The organism is Streptomyces sp. NPDC057424, from assembly GCF_042803315.1.
In the GTDB taxonomy this organism is placed as follows: domain Bacteria; phylum Actinomycetota; class Actinomycetes; order Streptomycetales; family Streptomycetaceae; genus Streptomyces.
In genome coordinates, this window is sequence record NZ_JBHVCP010000055.1 from 1 (window position 1) to 18,405 (window position 18,405).

Annotated in this window: 12 protein-coding genes and 3 pseudogenes; 1 reads left to right on the forward strand and 14 read right to left on the reverse strand. The window is 69.6% G+C overall.

What is annotated here, in order from left to right; all coding sequences use genetic code 11:
* Window positions 1-55: 55 nt before the first annotated feature.
* From ACFU3E_RS31085 to betA, 5 genes are all read right to left on the reverse strand, one after another.
* Window positions 56-1,027 carry an ABC transporter substrate-binding protein gene (locus ACFU3E_RS31085; RefSeq protein ID WP_384165666.1) on the reverse strand — a complete coding sequence of 324 codons (972 nt, stop codon included), beginning with the start codon at window positions 1,025-1,027 and terminating at the stop codon, window positions 56-58.
* Window positions 1,028-1,040: 13 nt separating this feature from the next.
* A complete protein-coding gene (locus tag ACFU3E_RS31090; protein WP_384165669.1) occupies window positions 1,041-3,050 on the reverse strand; it encodes an ABC transporter permease in 2,010 nt (669 codons plus the stop codon).
* On the reverse strand, window positions 3,050-4,135 hold the full coding sequence (locus ACFU3E_RS31095) for a glycine betaine/L-proline ABC transporter ATP-binding protein (RefSeq protein WP_384165671.1): 1,086 nt from the start codon (window positions 4,133-4,135) through the stop codon (window positions 3,050-3,052). Before ACFU3E_RS31095 ends, ACFU3E_RS31090 begins: the two co-directional genes overlap by 1 nt.
* 19 nt (window positions 4,136-4,154) lie before the next feature.
* A complete protein-coding gene (locus tag ACFU3E_RS31100; protein WP_384165674.1) occupies window positions 4,155-5,624 on the reverse strand; it encodes an aldehyde dehydrogenase family protein in 1,470 nt (489 codons plus the stop codon).
* A gap of 210 nt (window positions 5,625-5,834) precedes the next feature.
* Complete coding sequence (gene betA / locus ACFU3E_RS31105; RefSeq protein ID WP_384165677.1) at window positions 5,835-7,505, reverse strand: choline dehydrogenase; 1,671 nt, start codon at window positions 7,503-7,505, stop codon at window positions 5,835-5,837.
* 209 nt (window positions 7,506-7,714) lie between these two features.
* Between betA and ACFU3E_RS31110 the strand changes: the two genes are divergently transcribed.
* A complete protein-coding gene (locus tag ACFU3E_RS31110) occupies window positions 7,715-8,461 on the forward strand; it encodes an IclR family transcriptional regulator (protein WP_384165759.1) in 747 nt (248 codons plus the stop codon).
* Between the two features lie 64 nt (window positions 8,462-8,525).
* On the opposite strand, the pseudogene ACFU3E_RS31115 reads toward ACFU3E_RS31110, so the two are convergent.
* The 9 genes and pseudogenes from ACFU3E_RS31115 to ACFU3E_RS31155 form a co-directional block, all read right to left on the reverse strand.
* Window positions 8,526-9,655 (reverse strand): annotated as a pseudogene (locus tag ACFU3E_RS31115) (aromatic ring-hydroxylating dioxygenase subunit alpha).
* Between the two features lie 170 nt (window positions 9,656-9,825).
* Window positions 9,826-10,989 (reverse strand): NAD(P)/FAD-dependent oxidoreductase, encoded by a 1,164-nt coding sequence (locus tag ACFU3E_RS31120; RefSeq protein ID WP_384165680.1) that lies wholly within the window; start codon window positions 10,987-10,989, stop codon window positions 9,826-9,828.
* Window positions 10,986-11,348, reverse strand: coding sequence for a bifunctional 3-phenylpropionate/cinnamic acid dioxygenase ferredoxin subunit (locus ACFU3E_RS31125; protein WP_384165682.1), 363 nt, complete (start codon window positions 11,346-11,348; stop codon window positions 10,986-10,988). Before ACFU3E_RS31125 ends, ACFU3E_RS31120 begins: the two co-directional genes overlap by 4 nt.
* Before the next feature lie 169 nt (window positions 11,349-11,517).
* Window positions 11,518-12,429 (reverse strand): dihydropteroate synthase, encoded by a 912-nt coding sequence (gene folP, locus ACFU3E_RS31130; protein ID WP_384165685.1) that lies wholly within the window; start codon window positions 12,427-12,429, stop codon window positions 11,518-11,520.
* Window positions 12,430-12,551: 122 nt separating this feature from the next.
* Window positions 12,552-13,593, reverse strand: a pseudogene (locus ACFU3E_RS31135) (chorismate-binding protein).
* A 295-nt stretch (window positions 13,594-13,888) separates the two neighbouring features.
* Window positions 13,889-14,524 (reverse strand): MBL fold metallo-hydrolase, encoded by a 636-nt coding sequence (locus ACFU3E_RS31140; protein WP_384165688.1) that lies wholly within the window; start codon window positions 14,522-14,524, stop codon window positions 13,889-13,891.
* On the reverse strand, window positions 14,524-15,609 hold the full coding sequence (locus tag ACFU3E_RS31145; RefSeq protein WP_384165691.1) for an S-(hydroxymethyl)mycothiol dehydrogenase: 1,086 nt from the start codon (window positions 15,607-15,609) through the stop codon (window positions 14,524-14,526). The genes ACFU3E_RS31140 and ACFU3E_RS31145 overlap by 1 nt, the downstream gene beginning before the upstream one ends.
* 240 nt (window positions 15,610-15,849) lie before the next feature.
* The gene (locus ACFU3E_RS31150) at window positions 15,850-17,346 is read right to left on the reverse strand and encodes a SulP family inorganic anion transporter (RefSeq protein ID WP_384165694.1); all 1,497 of its coding nucleotides are present in this window, start codon (window positions 17,344-17,346) and stop codon (window positions 15,850-15,852) included.
* Window positions 17,347-17,504: 158 nt separating this feature from the next.
* A pseudogene (locus ACFU3E_RS31155) lies at window positions 17,505-17,681 on the reverse strand (carbonic anhydrase); the annotation flags it as partial.
* Window positions 17,682-18,405 lie beyond the last annotated feature (724 nt).

Consider the following 18,405-nt stretch of genomic DNA (forward strand, 5'->3'; position numbering starts at 1 on the left):
GAATCCTCAGCCTGCCGGGCCTTGCCGGCGGGGTTCACCAGGGCGGTCGTGCGCCCTACTTGATCCAGGCGTCGACCTTGTCGCGGTTGGCCTCGACCCACTTCTTCGCCGCCGCCTCGGGCGACATCTTGTCCACCGCGATGTACTTGGCGACGGTGTTCTGGTCGTCGTTCGTCCAGGTGAAGTTCTTCACCAGGTCATAGGCCGGGCTGCCCGACTTGGCGAACTTCGCGCTGACGATCTTGTCGAGTTCGTACACCGGGTAGTCGCACGCGACCTTCTCGGTGTCGGCGTCGCAACCTTCCTTGTACTCGGGAAGGCTGACCTTCTTCAGCGGCACCTCGGACAGGAACCACTGCGGCTCGTAGAAGTAGCCGATCACCCATTCCTTGTTCTTCTCGGCGTTGCGGAACGCCTGGATGAGCGCGGTCTCACTGCCCGCGTACACCACCTTGAAGTCGAGCTTGAGGTTCTTCACCAGCGCCCCGTCGTTGGTGACGAACGACGGGTCGCCGTCGAGGAGCTGCCCCTTGCCACCGGACTCCGAGGTCTTGAACTTCGACGCGTACTTGTTCAGGTTCTTCCAGTCGGTGATGTCCGGGTGCGCCTTCGCCAGCCACGGCGGCACGTACCAGCCGATGAGGCCCTTGTTGCCGGTCGGCCCCGCGTTGACGGCGGTCTTCTGCTCGTCGATGTACTTCTTCTTCAGATCGTCGTGGCCCCAGTTCTCGACGACGGCGTCGACCTCGCCCGTCCCGAAGCCCTGCCAGGCGATCTCCTCCTTCAGGTTCTTCTTCTCGACCTTGCAGCCGAGGTCGTGCTCGGCGACGTAGGCGAGGACCGCAGCGTTCGCCTCGTAGCCCACCCACGGGTTGATCGCGAGATTGAAGGTGCTGCACTTGCCCGAGCTGCCCGAGCTGCTTGAACCGCCCGCGCTGTCGTCGCCGACCTTGGCGCCGCCGCAGGCCGTGAGGGTGAGGCCGAGAACGGCCAGGCCGGCCGCGCCGGCTCTCCAGTGTCGTGCCATGGTGTGGTGCTCCTTATGTACCGGCGCGGCGAGCCGCTGCCTGTGTGATCCGGTCGAACATGACTCCGAGCAGGACGATGGCGAGTCCGGCCGCGAGTCCCTTGCCGTACAGCTGGCCCTGCGAGAACCCGGCCACGACGTCGTAGCCGAGGGCACCCGCGCCCACCAGGCCGCCCACGACCACCATCGACAGCACGTAGATCAGGCCCTGGTTGGTCGCGAGCGTCAGCGCGCCGCGCGACATGGGCAGCTGGACCTTGGTGATGATCTGCCAGGTGTTGCACCCGGTGGACGTCGCCGCCTCGACGGTGGTCGCGGGCACCGCCCGCACCCCGTCGGCGATGATCTTGATGGCGACCGGCGCCGCGTAGACGACGGCGGCGACGATGGCCGTGAACCGTGTCGCGCCGAACAGCGCGAGGAACGGCACGAGATAGACGAACGGCGGCATGACCTGGGCCGCGTCCAGGGTGGGCCGGACCAGCCGGTCCACCAGCGCGCTGCGTCCCATCCACACCCCGGCGACGACGCCGAGCAGCATCACCAGCACCGTCGCCACGGCGGTGGACGCCAGTGTCGTCATGGCGTCCGACCAGAGACCCGTGCCGACCAGAAGGCCCACGCACACGACGGTGGTGGCACCGGCGCGCCACCCGCCGAGCACCGTGCCGACCGCGACGAGGGCCGCGCCGACGAGCCACCACGGGGAGTCGGTCAGCAGGGTCTGGAACGGATTGAGCAGGCCGTTGGTGAGGGCGTCACGGAAGGCGTTGGTCATGCCCGACAGGTTGTCCTGTGCCCAGGACGTCACATCGGCCGCCGTCCTGGCGATGGCGCTGCCGACCCGGCCCTCGCCGGGGAACTCCGCCGCCCACACGTAGGTGTGCGACAGATACACCAGCACCAGCGCCACCACTCCCCCGGCCGCCAACAGGTGCCGCCGCCACTTGAGTAGGGGACTGCCCGAACGCCTGGCCGCCTCCGCCCGGCCGCTCGCCGCGGTGGTGACGCGGTCCAGGACGATCGCCAGGACGACGATCGCCAGACCCGCGTTGAAGGCCGTGCCGACGCTCAGCGACTGCAGGGCCTGGATGACGGTCGCGCCGAGGCCGGGCGCGTTGATCAGGGCCGCGATGGTCACCATGGCCAGGGCGGCCATGATGGTCTGGTTGATGCCCATCACCACGGTCCGCTTGGACATCGGCAGCAGGACCTTCAGCAGCGCCTGCCGCCGCGTCGCTCCCATCGAGTCCGCCGCCTCGACCGTGGCCTGTGGCACGGAGCGGATGGCGTGCGCGGTGATGCGGATCGCCGGTGGTGCCGCGTAGATCGTGGTGGCGATCGTGGCGGAGGCGGGACCGATCAGGAAGAACAGCGTCAGTGGCGCCAGATAGACGAAGGTCGGCATCGTCTGCATGAAGTCCAGGAACGGCGTCACGATCCGGTTGACCCGGTCCGACAACCCGGCCCACACGCCGAGGGGAATGGCGAACAGCAGCGCCACGCAGACCGCCGAGAGGGTCAGCGCCAGGGTGTCCATGCTCTCCTGCCAGAGCCCCTGCAGGCCGAGGAAGGTGAAGCCGGCCACGGCCAGCAGCGCCACGCGCCAGTTGCCCACGGCCCAGGAGACGTAGCCGACGACGCCGACGACGCCGAGCCAGCCGACTTGCGGAACCGGGCGGCCCGGGGTCGGCTGCGAGATCAGATCCTGCACGAAGGTCACCAGGGTGTCGATGACCAGGCGGATCTCGTTGAAGAAGTAGAGGAAGAGCGGGTTGGAGTTGCGGTTCGCGCCGATCGAGTCGTTGACGTCGTTGAACCAGCGGTGCAGATCGGTCAGGTCGGCCGCGGCCAGGGTCAGGGTCTGCTTGCCGCGCAGCACGGCGAAGAGCACCAGCCAGACGACCAGGATCGCGGCCACGGCCATGGACCGGCTGATCCTGCGCTCACGCCGGGCGGGAGGGGGTGACTCCTCGGTCCCGGTTCTCTCCGGCTTCTGCGTCTTCCGCACGGCGACGGTCATCACGCGTCGCCTTCCTGCCCGGCGACGATCGTGAGGATCTCCTCGTCACCGACGATGCCGAGCAGCTTGCCGTTCTCGACGACCTTGACCGGTCGGTCGGCCGCGAGCACCGCCCGTGTGGCCTCCTTCACCACGACGTCCGGGCCGAGTTCGGGGCCGTCCAGGGGGTCGTCGGGCTCCGCCGGGCGCATGATCCACCGCAGGGTCAGGACGTCACCGCGGGGCACGTCCCTGACGAAGTCGCGTACGTAGTCGTCGGCGGGGGCCCCGACCAGTTCGTCGCCGGTGCCGCACTGGACCATCCCGCCGTCGCGCATGATGAGGATGCGGTCGCCCAGGCGCAGTGCCTCGGACAGGTCGTGCGTGATGAACACCATCGTCTTGCCGACCTCGCGGTGCAGGCGGACGACCTCGTTCTGCATGTCACGGCGGATCAGCGGGTCGAGCGCGGAGAACGGCTCGTCGAAGAGGAGTACGTCCGGGTCGCCGGCCAGCGCCCGGGCGAGACCGACGCGCTGCTGCATACCGCCGGAGAGCTGGTCGGGGTAGGAGTTCTCGTAGCCGGAGAGCCCGACGAGTTCGACGACCTCCAAGGCCCGTCTGGTGCGCTCGGACCGGCTCATACCGCGGATCTCCAGTCCGAACGCCACGTTGTCGACGACGCGGCGGTGGGGCAGCAGACCGAAGTGCTGGAAGACCATGGAGAACTTGCTGCGGCGCAGTTCGCGCAGGCGCTTCTCGTCGGCGCCTCGGATGTCCTCACCCTCGAAGACGATCTCGCCGGCGGTGGGTTCGATGAGCCGGGTCAGGCAGCGCACCAGGGTGGACTTTCCGGAGCCGGACAAGCCCATGACGACGAAGACCTCGCCGGGCGCGACATCGAAGCTCACGTCGCGCACGGCGGCGGTGCACCCGGTGCGGTCCAGGAGTTCGAGCCGGGTGAGCCCGCGCAGTTCCCCGGAGGCCGGTACCTGGTCCGCTTTGGGCCCGAAGACCTTCCACAGATCGCGTACGGATATGACCGGGGTGGGTGCCGGATCCTGGGGAGTGTTGCGCCGCGGCGCCTCTGTTGTTGCTGGGGTCATGTTCGACCTCTTTCGCCGTTCAGCCGCGGAACCAGTGCTGCGGCCGCGGGTGGATGTTCTGCCAGATGTGTTTCGCCTCGCGGTACTCCTCCAGTCCGGTGGGTCCCAGCTCGCGGCCCACGCCGGAGTGCCCGAACCCGCCCCATTCCGCCTGCGGGACATAGGGGTGGTAGTCGTTGATCCACACCGTGCCGTGGCGCAGCCGGCGGGCGACCCGCTGGGCCTTGCCGGCGTCCTGGGTCCAGACGGCGCCCGCGAGTCCGTACTCGGTGTCGTTGGCGATGCGCACCGCGTCGTCCTCGCCGGTGAAGCGCTCCACGGTGAGCACGGGCCCGAAGGACTCCTCGTGCACCACGCGCATGTCCTGACCGCACTCGTCGAGCACGGTCGGCGGGTAGAAGTGGCCGTTCGCCAGGGCCGGGTCGTCGGGGCGTTCGCCTCCGCAGCGCAGGACGGCACCTTCGGCGAGTCCGGCCGCGACATACGCCTCGACCTTCGCCAGGTGCTGTGCGGAGATCAGCGCTCCGGTGTCCGCCTGCGGGTCGAAGGGGCCGCCGAGGCGGATCAGCCGGGCGCGGCGGACCACCTCGTCGACGAACCGGTCGTGCAGCGAGTCCTCGACGATCAGCCGGGCGCCGGCCGAGCAGACCTGCCCGGAATGCAGAAAGACGGCCGTGAGCGCGAAGTCCACGGCCGTCTCGAAGTCGGCGTCGGCGAAGACGACATTGGGGTTCTTGCCGCCGAGTTCCAGCGCGACCTTCTTCACGGTCGCCGCGGCGGTGGCCATGATGCGTCTGCCGGTGTCCAGGCCGCCTGTGAAGGAGACCAGGTCGACGGCGGGGTCTTCGGCGAGGGGCGCGCCCACCTCGGGCCCGGCCCCCAGGACCAGGTTGGCCGCTCCGTCCGGGAGCCCGGCCTCCTCGAGGGCCCGCATCAGCAGGATCGAGGTGGAGGGGGTGAGCTCACTGGGCTTGAGGACGATCGTGTTGCCCGCGAGGAGAGCGGGGGCGACCTTCCAGCTCGCCTGGAGGAGAGGGTAGTTCCAGGGGGTGATGAGTCCGCACACGCCGATCGGCTCGTATACGACGCGGCTGACGGCGTCCTCCCGGCCGGTGTCGATCACCCGGCCGGCATCGGTGCCGCCGAGCCCTCCGTAGTAGCGGAGGCAGGAGACGACGTCGGCTACGTCGTACTCGCTCTCCACCAGCCGTTTGCCGGTGTCCAGCGATTCGGCGCGGGCGAACGCGTCGGCGTCGCGTTCGAGGATCTCGGCCGTGCGCAGGAGGAGCGCGCCGCGCTCGCGCTCGGGGGTGCGCGGCCAGGGCCCGTGGTCGAAGGCCCGGCGCGCCGCGGTGATGGCCGCTTCGGCGTCGGCGCGTGTCCCCTCGGACACGGTGACGGAGAGTGTTCCGTCGGCCGGGCAGCGGATGTCCCGGTGACCTCCGGCCACGGGATCCCGCCACTTTCCGTCCACGTACAGATCTGCCACTTCGGGGAGTTCCTTCGAGCGTAGTGCGTTGCGTATCACGCACCGAATTGCTTGTGATGGAACACTCTGAAGAAGGCGGGAACCCAACGTCAAGGGGTGACCGATGACAGTTTGGACAAGGTGACGGCCTGGAGCGGCCGCCGAACGCGGGCTTGGTACGTCTCCGTTTCCCTACCAAGCCGCGAACGGAAAACGCCACGTTACCGCCACTCACCCGGTCTGTTTCCGGGCGTCTCGATGGCGGTGGTACGCGGCCGCGGAGGGCGGCAACGGCTCCTTGCCGAGGATGAGGTCGGCCGCCTTCTCCGCGATCATCATCACCGGCGCGTAGATGTTGCCGTTGGTGATGTAGGGCATCACCGACGCGTCGACGACACGAAGTCCCTCGACACCGTACACGCGCATACTGGAGGGGTCCACAACGGCCATCTCGTCGGTGCCCATCTTGCAGGTGCATGACGGATGCAGCGCGGTCTCGCCGTCCTTGGCGACCCAGGCGAGGATCTCCTCGTCGGTCTCGACGGACGGCCCTGGCGAGACCTCCCCGGCGTTGTACGGGGCCATGGCGGGCTGGTTGAGCAACTCGCGGGCGACCCTGACGGCCTCGATCCACTCGCGGCGGTCCTGCTCGGTGGACAGGTAGTTGAAGCGCAGCGCGGGGTGCTCGGCCGGGTCCTTGCTCTTGATCTTCACCGAGCCGATGGCGTCCGAGTACATGGGCCCGACGTGCACCTGGTAGCCGTGTCCGCCGGCGGGCACGGAGCCGTCGTAGCGGACCGCGATGGGCAGGAAGTGGAACATCAGGTTGGGATAGGCCACGTCCTCGTTGCCGCGGACGAAGCCGCCCGCTTCGAAGTGGTTGGTCGCCGCGGGGCCCGTGCGGAAGAGCCACTGCAGGCCGATGAAGGGGGCGCGCCACTTCGCGAGGTACGGCTGCATGGAGACGGGCTGCTTGCAGGCGTACTGGATGTACACCTCCAGGTGGTCCTGGAGGTTCTCGCCGACACCCGGCAGATCGTGTACGACGTCGATGCCGAGTGCGCGCAGTTCCTCGGCGTTGCCGACGCCCGAGAGCTGGAGCAGCTGCGGGGAGTTGACCGCGCCTCCGCAGAGGATGACCTCGCGGGCGCGCACCTGCTGGGGTCTGCCGCGGCCGCGCCGGTACTCGACGCCGACGGCCCGCTTGCCTTCGAAGAGGACGCGAGTGACGAGACTGCGCGTCCTGACCGTGAGGTTGGGGCGCTTTCGCACGGGTTTGAGATAGGCCTTGGAGGCCGACAGGCGGCGGCCTCGGTGGACGTTGCGGTCAAACCTGGCGAAACCTTCCTGCCGGTAGCCGTTCACGTCGTCGGTGGGAGCGTGGCCCGCCTCCTCGGTGGCCTTCAGAAAGGCCTCGAAGAGCGGGTTGGTCCCCGGCCCGCGTTCCAGGACGAGAGGACCGTCGTGACCGCGGAACTCGTCGTCCGGGTCGGCGGCGAGACAGTTCTCCATCCGCCGGAAGTACGGCAGGCAGTGCGCGTAGTCCCAGGTCTTCATACCCGGGTCGGCCGCCCAGCGCTCGTAGTCCATGGGGTTGCCGCGCTGGAAGATCATGCCGTTGATGCTGCTGGAACCGCCCAGCACCTTGCCTCGCGCGTGGTAGACGCGCCGGCCGCCCATGTGGGGCTCCGGTTCGGACTCGTACTTCCAGTCGTAGAAGCGGCTGCCGATCGGGTAGGTCAGTGCCGCGGGCATGTGGATGAAGACGTCCCAGGGGTAGTCGGGCCTGCCCGCCTCCAGGACCAGTACCCGGTTACCGGGGTCCGCGGAGAGCCGGTTGGCCAGTGCGCTGCCGGCCGATCCGCCACCGACGATGACGAAGTCGTACTGCACGTGAGCCATGAGGCCTCGTCTCGCTCGCGCCGTTGAGAATGCGCGGCATGCTAGTACCCGTATCACTATGTGCACCAGGTTGCGAACCGCGCAACTTCTACCAGGTTGATACCAAGCCCGTGACCTGCACCGCTGTCGCCTATGTTTAACGCCCGTATAGTTGCGTTGTGAGCAACTACCATCCGGATACCGAAACGACAACTGCCCCGACCGGTGGGGTGCAGTCCGTCGACCGCGCCATCACCGTGCTGGAGATTTTGGCCCGGCGCGGCGAGGCCGGGGTCAGCGAGGTGGCCGCCGAGATCGATGTCCACAAGTCCACCGCGTTCCGGCTGCTCGGCGCCCTGGAGGTGCGCGGCTTGGTGGAACAGGCAGGCGAGCGCGGCAAGTACCGCCTCGGTTTCGGCCTCGTCCGTCTCGCCGGCTCGGTCACCGGCCGCATCGACATCACCCAGCAGAGCCGCCCGGTCTGCGAGCGTCTCGCCGAGGAGATCGGCGAGACCGTGAACCTCGCCGTGATGCAGGAGCAGTACGCGATCAACCTGTACCAGGTGCGCGGTCCCGGTGCCGTCACAGCGTTCAACTGGGTCGGCCAGCTGACGCCGCTGCACGCCACCTCCAGCGGCAAGATCCTGCTGGCCCACATGCCGACGAAGGAGCGTGCCGCGCTGCTGTCGGCGGCCGGCCTGAAGAAGGTGACCCCCCGCACCCTGTCCGCGAGGACCAAGCTCGAGAAGAACCTCGCCGAGGCGCTCGAGCGTGGCTACTCCTGGACCCTGGAGGAGTTCGAGATCGGACTGCACGCCATGGCAGCCCCGATCCGCAACAGGGACGGGGACGTCGTCGCGGCGATCAGCGCCTCCGGGCCGGCGTACCGGCTCACCGAGGACCGTATGCACGACCTCGCTCCGGTGCTGGTCAAGGGCGCGGACGAGATCAGCCATCGCATGGGCTACCTGGGCTGACCCCGCCGCGCCGCCTTTCGACGGGCGCCCGCACTCCAGGTGCCGCCCCGCCCGTGAACCGCCGCTACTGCGGCCGACCCGCGCCCAGCCGCTCCTGGACGAAGGCGTGGAACTCGCCGATGTGATGCTCGCTGGGGACGAGGACCCCGCCCTTGGCGTACAGCCGGGAGCTCATCGCGGGCTGACAGCGCTCGCACGCGTCGAAGTCCTGCCGGTTGACCCGGTCGAAGAGCTCCACCGACCGGCTGACGTCCTTACCGCTTCCACGACGTGCTTGAGATAGAGCCAGTCGCACTCGACGATGGTGCGATCCACGGCGACCGGGTACATCCGGTGGAAGATCACATGGTCGGGCACGAGGTTGATGAACACCTGCGGCCGGACGGTGATCGCGTAGTAACGGCGATCCTGGTCCTCGGTGACACCCGGAATGCGGTCGAGGCCTTCGGAGCCGTCGACGGTGAAACCCTTGACCTCGTCGCCGAACTCGGCGCCGTGTCCCACGTAGTACTGGGCGGCGTATCCGTCGGCGAACTCGGGGAGCACCTCGGTCAGTTCGGGGTGGATCGTCGCGCAGTGATAGCACTCCAGAAAGTTCTCGACGATGAGTTTCCAGTTCGCCTTCACGTCGTAGACGATGCGTTCACCGACTTCGAGGTGGTCGATGTCGTAGTGCTCGATCGACTCCGTGTCGCCCAGGCGCGCGACCACATCCCCCACGACCTCGTCGAAGGGGGGCGGGTTCTCCGCGAGGCACACCCACACATAGCCGAGCCATTCCCGCGTGGCCACTGCTGCCAGGCCGTACTCGGTGCGGCTGATGTCGGGCATCTTGGTGAGGTTGGGTGCCGCGACGAGTTTGCCCGTCAGGTCGTACGTCCAGGCGTGATAGGGGCATTGGAAGGCGCGTTTGACCTCGCCGGTCTCGGTCGTGCAGAGCTTGGCTCCGCGGTGCCGGCAGACGTTGAAGAAGGCGCGTATGGAGTTGTCCCGTGCCCGGGTGATCAGGATGCTCTCGCGGCCCACCTCGACGGTCCGGAAGGCACCGGGCCTGGCGAGGTCGGCGGAGCGCACGGCGCAGAACCACATCGCCTCGAAGATGTGTTCCTGCTCCTGGGCGAAGATCTCGGGATCCGTGTAGGAGGAGCCGGGGAGGGTGGCGATGAGGCTTTCCGGCAGGCCGGTCGAAGTCACAGTGCACTCCTCGGGATACGTCGTGGATCGGGCATGCACGCGCCGGGAAGAGCGCCACCGGACGGCGTTGGGTAAGGAGCAGCGCCGCCCCCGGTGCAGGAGCGGCTGTGAGAAGGAGCAGCGCCGCTCCCTGTGCAGGAGCGGCAGTGAGCACGAGGCCTGCGCCCCTGTCAGGGCGCCTGGGCCGCGAGATGCTTGCGCCAGCGCATGAACAGCCGCGGCTGGTTCATCCCGAGTACGGCGACCGGATGTCCGGCGCGCCGGTAGACGGCCAGGACGTTGCGATCGTCCGCGGTGCCTTCCTCGATCGTCACGCTGTCGGCGCGAGCCGCGTTGCCGACGAACTGGATCTTCACGCCGTACTGGTCGGACCAGAAGTACGGAGCCCGGGGCAGGCCCGGTTCGGACTCGCCCCAGGACAGCAGGGCGGCCACGGCCGCGTCCGGGCGTTCCCGGGCGCCGGTCCAGTGCTCGACCCGGCGGTGGGCGCCTGCGCGCGGGTCGTACCAGGAGGCGCAGTCACCGACCGCGACCACCCCGGCCAGGCTGGTACGGCCGTCCGCACCGCACTTGACACCGTCGTCGAGTTCGACTCCGGATCCGGCCAGCCACTCGACGCAGGGACGGGCCCCGACCCCCACGACCACGATGTCGGCGGGGATGCTCCGGCCGTCCTCCATCAGGACGGCGTCGACGCGGGTCTCGCCGCTCAGCCCCTTGACGCCCACGCCGCACGACAGGCGGACGCCGTGGTCCGCGTGGAGGGCGGAGACGATGCGCCCCATGGCCGGGCCGAGCGGTCCGGCCAGCGGTGTGGGCGCCGCCTCGACGATGGTCACGTCAAGGCCGAGGGCGCGGGCGGTGGAGGCGACCTCGGCACCGATGAAGCCGCCGCCGATCACGACCAGGCGTCCGCCCCGGGCCAGTTCGTCCCGCAGGGCGCGGGCGTCGTCCAGTGTGCGCAGGGTGTGCACACCGGCCAGTCCGTCCATGCCGGGCAGGGTCCGGGCGGCGGCGCCGGTGGCGATGACGATGCCGTCGGCCCGCACCTCCCTGCCGTCGGTGAGCCGCACCGCGCGGGGCGTGGCGTCGAGTCCGGCGGCGCGGGCTCCGAGCAGCCACTCCGCTTGCAGGTCCTCGCCGTCCGGCTCCAGCGCGAGATCGGCTTCGCCGATGCCGCCGGCCAGGAACTCCTTGGACAGGGGCGGCCGGTCGTACGGGCGGTGGATTTCGTCGCCGATGACGACCAGCCGTCCGTCGTACCCCTGTTTCCGCAGCGAGCGCGCCGCCGACAGACCGGCCAGCGACGCGCCCACCACGGCCACGGTCCTCACGCGACGCCCCCGGCGAGCCGGGCGGCGATGCAGGGAGGCAGGTTCGGGGCTGCCATGGACAGCTGGACGTAGATCATGCCGTCCTCGACGAAGACCTCGTGCGTGCGCACCGGGAGCTTGGCCGGCGGGGCGTCGACAGCTCCGGTCTTGAGGTTGAACTTCGAGGCGTGCAGCGGGCATTCGACCTCGCAGCCCTCCAGCCAGCCGTCGGCGAGCGAGGCGTCCTGGTGGGTGCATGTGTCGTCGATGGCGAAGAGTTCGCCGTCATCGGTGTGGAACACCGAGACCGGCGGGTCGATGTCGAGCCTGTGGGCCTCGCCTCGGGGCAGATCCACGAGACGGCACGCGGCAATCATCATGACACCTCGGTGCGTATAGCGAAACGGATTGCGGTGAACGCAACGCCAGTTTGAGGGCGCCCGCGAATCCTTGTCAAGGAGTTCGATGGACGGTCGACGCCAATATTTTGCGTTGCGTACTGCACAACGCCCTGCATCATAAGAAACGCAGGTCGGAGCGGGCCGCCCCTCAGAACCGGAGCGTGGACTGCTGGGTCGCGGTGGATTCAAGACCCCACCGAGCGGTCACGCGCACCGCGTCGGCCGTCGAGGCGACGTCGTGGACGCGCACACACCAGGCGCCCTGCGCGGCGGCCAGGACCGACACCGCGGAGGTGGCCGCGTCCCGCAGGTGCGCCGGCCGGGGCCGGCCCGTTTCCGGGTCCGCCAGCAGGTGACCCAGAAACGACTTGCGCGCCGCACCCACCAGTACCGGCCGGCCGAGCGCGGCAACCTCCCGGAGGCGGCCGAGCAGCCGCCAGTTGTGCTCGGCGTGCTTGGCGAAGCCGAGCCCCGGGTCGACGATGAGACAGTCCACCGGGATCCCGGCGCGCAGGGCCGCGTCGACTCTCGCCCCCAACTCGTCGACCACGTCGGTGACGACGTCGTCGTACACGGCGTTCGCCTGCATCCCCGTCGCGTGCCCGCGCCAGTGCATGAGCACGTAGGGCGTACCGGCCCGCGCCATCAGCGGGAGCATCGCCGGATCGGCGAGTCCGCCGGAGACGTCGTTGACCAGGGCGGCGCCGGCCTCCATGGCGCGGGCGGCGACCTCGGCCCGCATGGTGTCGACGCTGACCGTCGCACCCGCGGCGGCGAGTTCGCGGACGACCGGCAGCACGCGCCGCAGCTCCTCCTCGACGGCGGGGCGCGCGGCGCCGGGCCGGGTCGACTCGCCCCCCACGTCCAGGATGTCCGCGCCCTCGTCGAGCAGCGCGAGGCCGTGCGCGACGGCCCGTTCCGGGTCGAACCACCGCCCGCCGTCGGAGAACGAGTCGGGTGTGACGTTCACGATGCCCATCACGAGGGCCCGGTCAGGGCGGGGAAGACCTCGCGGATGGAGCGCGGGAGCGGCCTCGCCGGGCCCGGCGGCAGTACTCATGCGACTCGGGCCGGGTCGGCGAGGGGATGTGCGGGAATCATCATGGGGCCGATTGCCTCGTTGCATATAGAGGAACAACGTGCGATTTGAGCAACGAGTCTGAGGACGCCCGTGCGGCACTGTCAAGACAGGTGGGAGGCCCCGGCCGCCCTCTGCGGCCTCGACGCCAGAGCGACCAGCCGAGAGGTCTTCAGCTCGGTCTCGTCCCACTCCCGCCCGGGGTCGGACCCCCAGGTGTTGCCGGCACCCGTGCCGAAGCGCAGCACCGGCCCCGCCGGAGCGGCACGGTCGATCCAGAAGGTGCGGATCGCCACGGCCAGTTCACCGGTCCCCCGGTCGGCGTCGACCCGGCCGACGGCACCGCAGTAGGGGCCGCGGGGCGCGGTCTCCAGGGCGTCGATGACGCGCAGTGCGCTGGATTCGGGCGCGCCGGTCACGGAACCCGGTGGGAAGGTCCCGGCCATCAGCTCGGGCCATCCCGCGCCCTGCGCCTTCCCCGCGCACGGTGGAGACGAGATGCACCAGGCCCGGGTGCCGCTCGACGGCGCACGGGGCCGGAACGGTCACGGATCCGGTGGCGCAGACCCGCCCCAGGTCGTTGCGGACCAGGTCCACGATCATCACGTTCTCGGGATGGTCCTTCTCCGGCAGGTCCCGCGCGGTACGTCCCGTGCCTTTGATCGGTCCGGACTCCACGGTCCGGCCGGTGCGTCTCAGGAAGAGTTCGGGCGACGCGGTGCCCACCTCGACGCCGTACGCGGGAAGCCGGACCGTACCGGCACAGGGGGCGGGGTTGCCGCGGGCGAGCAGCGCGGTCAGCGCGTCGATGTCGGCGGCGGCCGGGTCGGGCAGGGGTGTGGAGAGCACGCGGCAGAGATTGGCCTGGTATACGTCGCCCGCCGCTCTGTGGGCGCGGATGCGGCGCACGCCCGCGGTGCAGGCGGTGCGGTCCAGGGACGAGGTCCAGTCGCCGGAGGCCGGTCTCCGCCAGGCACCGGTCCGCGGAGCGGGCACGTGCGCGCGACGCAGCCGGCCGAACCGCGCGCAGACCAGGTGTCCTTCGAAATCCGCGACAACGGCCCGGAAGCCGGAGGAATCCAGGGCGGCGGGATCGCTGGTCACCTCGCACAGATCAGTGGCGACGAGGCCACCGATGAGGGCCATCGGGGCGGGAGTGTACACGGCGGTTCGTCCAGGGGCCGACGGGGCGGCGGATGGTCCTCAGTCTTGAAGGTCGTTCCTGGCCACGGCGGCCGGAGACACGACCGACACGGCCGAGGCCCCGACCACCACGGCTGGAGTCAAAGCCACCACGGCTGGGGTCATGGGCTTGCCTGCCAGGTACACCGGGGTGCCGACGGGGTCGCGGGCAACCGACCGGGGCGGGCTTCCGTTCGCGGGTCTCGGGCGAGGAGACACACGGGCAAGCGCTCGCCCCTGTCGGCATGGCGGTCCCCTGTCACCAGCCGCGGGCGGCCCACTCCTCCAGGTGCGGTGCCTCCGCCTCGACGGTCGTCGTCCCGCCGTGGCCGGTGTGCACGACCGTCTCGCCCGGGAGGGTCAGCAGCCGGTCACCGATGGAGCCGATGATCGTGCCGAAGTCGCTGTACGAGCGCCCGGTCGCGCCGGGGCCTCCGGCGAACAGCGTGTCACCGCTGAACAGTGCGCCCAGGTCGGGTGCGTACAGGCACACGGCACCCGGAGCGTGTCCGGGCGTGTGGAGGACACGCAGGCCGATGCCCGCCACCCTGAGTTCGTCACCGTCGGCGAGCGGCCTGTCGGGCCGCTGGCCGGGGTGCACCATCTTCCACAGCACCTGGTCGTCGGGGTGCAGGAGGATGGGCGCGCCCGTGGCCAGAGCGAGGTCGGGTGCGGCGCGCACATGGTCGTCGTGGGCGTGGGTGCACACGATGGCCGACAGGCGACGGTCACCGACGGCTTCCAGGACGGCGTCGGAGTCGTGCGCCGCGTCGATGACGACCACCTCGTCGTCGTCACCGATGATCCAGACGTTGTTCTCGACGTCCCAGGTTCCGCCGTCGAGGCTGAAGGTCCCGCTCGTGACGAGGTGTTCGATGCGCGGTACGCCGGCCATCACAGCACCACCACCGAGCGCAGCACGTCGCCGCGGTGCATCTTCTCGAAGGCCTCCTCCACGTCACCGAGGCCGATGGTCTCGGAGACGAACGCGTCCAGGTCGAAACGGCCTCCCAGATACAGGTCGATGAGGGCCGGGAAGTCGCGCGAGGGCAGGCAGTCGCCGTACCAGCTTGACTTCAGCGAGCCGCCCCGTCCGAAGACGTCGAGCAGGGGCAGCTCCACCTTCATCTCCGGGGTCGGCACGCCGACCAGCACGACCGTGCCGGCCAGGTCGCGGGCGTAGAAGGCCTGACGGTACGTCTCGGGGCGGCCGACCGCCTCCACGACGACGTCCGCGCCGAAGCCGCCCGTCAGCTCGCGCACCGCTTCCACGACGTCGCCCTCGGCTCCGTCGACGATGTGGGTGGCCCCCATGGCCATGGCCCGGTCCAGCTTGCGCCGGTCGATGTCGACGGCGATGACCTTGCTCGCTCCGGCCAGCCTCGCCCCCGCGACGGCGGCCATTCCGACGCCGCCGCAGCCGATGACGGCGACGGAGTCGCCCCGGCCGACGGCGCCGGTGTTCACGGCCGCGCCGAAGCCCGCCATGACGCCGCACCCGAGCAGACCGGCTGCCGCCGCCGGGGCCGCGGGGTCCACCTTGGTGCACTGCCCGGCGGCGACGAGCGTCTTCTCCGCGAACGCACCGATGCCGAGGGCCGGCGAGAGCGGGGTGCCGTCGAGCAGCGTCATCGGCTGGGTGGCGTTGTGGGTGGCGAAGCAGTACCAGGGCTTGCCCTTGCTGCAAGCCCGGCACTGGCCGCACACCGCACGCCAGTTGAGGATGACGAAGTCGCCGGGCTCCACGCCGGTGACCCCCTCTCCGACCGCCTCGACGCGACCTGCCGCCTCGTGCCCCAGAAGGAAGGGGAAGTCGTCGTTGATCCCGCCCTCGCGGTAGTGGAGATCGGTATGACAGACGCCGCAGGCCTCGACCTTGACCAGCGCCTCACCCGGACCCGGATCCGGGACGACGATCGTCTCGACGGAGACCGGTGCGCCCTTCTTCCGGGCGACGACGGCACGAACCTCGTGAGCCATGAGCTGCTCCTCAAGCGGGATACCCTCGCGAGTGCGTTGCCTCATTCGACACAAGCACCGCTATACGCAACTGAGCATCGTGGAGGAGCACGCCGAGGGTCAAGGGGTTGGCGCCAACCGTGTCGACTCGGCCGGATCCGCCGGAACGGGGACGGCCACGTGTCAGCATCTTCCGTCCACGCCCTCCGACCGTGGCGCTCACCACCGCGTCTGCGGTGCCCGCCCGGCTGCTCTTGGCGGTCAGGGGTTCGCCGTGGCCTTCTTGGCCGACGCGGCCTTCACCGGCTCAGTGATCTTCACCGGTTCCGTGCCGGCCGCGCTGTGCCGCTCCGCCCACGACTCCAAGGCCGTACGGCAGGCGTGGTCGAGGTGGTGCAGACCAGACAGGTCCAGCTCGACCGGGCGGTCCTGCGGCAGGTTCTCCAGGCTCTCGAGGATCTTCGGCAGCCGCAGGAACGTCGCATTGCCCGACAGGTAGACCTGGACCGGACCGGCGCCCTTGTCTATGACCTCCAGCTTGATGTGCGAAGCCTCCCAGGCCGTCTTGACGACCGCCAGAGCCAGACCGATGAGCACGCCCTCGAACATGTTCACGGCGACGATCGACACGGCCGTGATCACGAGGATCAGCGCCTCGCCCTTGTGATCCCGCCACAGCGCCGCGATCTGACGGAACGGGATCAGCTTCCAGCCCGCGTACATGAGGATGCCGGCCAGGGCGGGAATCGGGATCAGGGCCAGGACCCACGGCATCGCGGCTGCGAACAGCAGCAGCCACACGCCGTGCAGCACCCGGGACGCCTTGGTCTTCGCGCCGGCGTGGACGTTGGCTGAGCTACGCACGATCACCGCCGTCATCGGCAGCGCGCCGAGCAGACCGCACACGGTGTTGCCCGCGCCCTGGGCAACCATCTCCTTGTCGTACCGGGTGGGCGGACCGTCGTGCAGCCGGTCCACGGCCGCCGCGCTGAACAGGCTCTCCGCGGAGGCGATCAGTGCGAACGCGATGATGGTGCCCCAAATGGCCGGGGCGGCCAGCTCGCTGAGGGCTTCGGAGCCGGGCGGCTGGATGACGCCGAGCAGACCTTCGACCCGGACGGTGGCGACCGGGAGGTCGAGGACGATGGTGGCGACTGTGGCCAGGACGACCGCCGCCAGCGCGCCGGGCACGGTCCGCACCGCCTTCGGCATCTTCTTCCAGAGCACGACGACGGCGATGGTGCCGGCGCCGATCGCGAGAGAGGTCAGGGCCTCTCCGCTGCCGAGCGCGTCCGCGAACGCCCCGGGCAGAGCCGCGATCTTTCCGATACCGGTCTCCGGGGCCTTCAGGCCCGCCGCCGCATAGATCTGGCCTGCGATGATCACCAGGCCGATACCGCAGAGCATGCCCTCGACGACGGAGACCGAAATCGCGCGGAACCAGCGGCCCATCTTGAACAGGCCCATGGCGAGCTGGAGCAGACCGGAGAACAGCACGATCAGGCCGAGCGCTCCCGCGCCGAACTCGCTGACGGCCTCGAACACGATCACGGTCAGGCCCGCGGCAGGTCCGGATACCTGAAGACTGCTGCCGGGCAGGAGCCCGGTGACCAGGCCGCCGACGATGCCGGTGATGAGGCCGAGTTCGGCCGGAACGCCGGAGGCGACCGCCACGCCGACGCACAGCGGCACGGCCACCAGGAAGACGACGATGGACGCGAGGAAGTCCTGTCGCAGGTAAGGGAACTTGGACGGCATGGTCACCAACTCCCCTGCAGCAACTCGGAGGTGCCGGGCCGAGTGCGGTCGTGCCCGGTGTACGGGCGGGCGCGCAGCCGGGTCAGCACGTGGCTCTGCACGACGTGTTTGACGCCGGGCACCTGCACGGCGTACTCGGCCGTGGCCGTCTCTCCAAGGGGGATGGTGCGCGGTTCGAAGAGCCGGCCGGGCCGGGTGCCCGTGATCAGAGCCGGTACGTCCCGGGAGTCGGAGCACCTGATGCACGAGGCTTGAGGAGATCCGCCCTCGGCGAGGTGAGCGAACGTCTCAGGGCGCTGTCCTAAAGGGCGGGCGTTTTCGATGAGGGGTTGCATGGTGTGGGACCTCCTGGCGCGCCGTGGGGTGCGCGTCGGACCGGGCAGGGGTGTGGAGCGGTCTGCGGATCAGCAGCGGAGGACCTGCAGGAACGACGAGTGGGCTGCGGCCCGGCTCGACGTGCCGTGGTAGGCGAGGCGGGGCGTGGTCGGCCCGGACACGGCCGAGACGCATGCCTTCGTCAAAGGGCGGTCCGGCACTTCGTGAACGCAGTCGGCGGCGCGGTGCCGGTCACCGATGCACAGGGCACCGGACTTTGGCCTTGGCATGACGGGTTGTGCACGCGCAGGTGAAAGGCGCCGTGAATTCGAACTACCGGAGAGCGGCGAAAAGGGCGGCGAGAGCGGAACCACGGTCCGGGACTTCACACCTCGGAACATGCGCCCCCCTTTAGGCAGCCCAATACCCTTTACGCGCACCAATGGCCGGTCAAATGCCGGTCAAGAACACGTTAACTTGGCAAAGTCGCGAGCGGGGTCAACCGAGCGTTCACAGGGCAAGAGAGCCTGAAAACCGAAGTCGACTTGGCCTGAAGCCGTCATCGCCCCGGGAGGGCATATACATGGCCAGAGGGGCCCACGGCCGACCGAGGACGCGGCACTGGTCAGCAGCGACCGGCGTCCTGGCGCTCGCCCTTCACCCCTACCGCCCTTCCCGCTCCCCATGGATCAACAAGACACGGGCTCGGGCAGGGTGATCATCAGACCGCACTGTCGGGGGTGG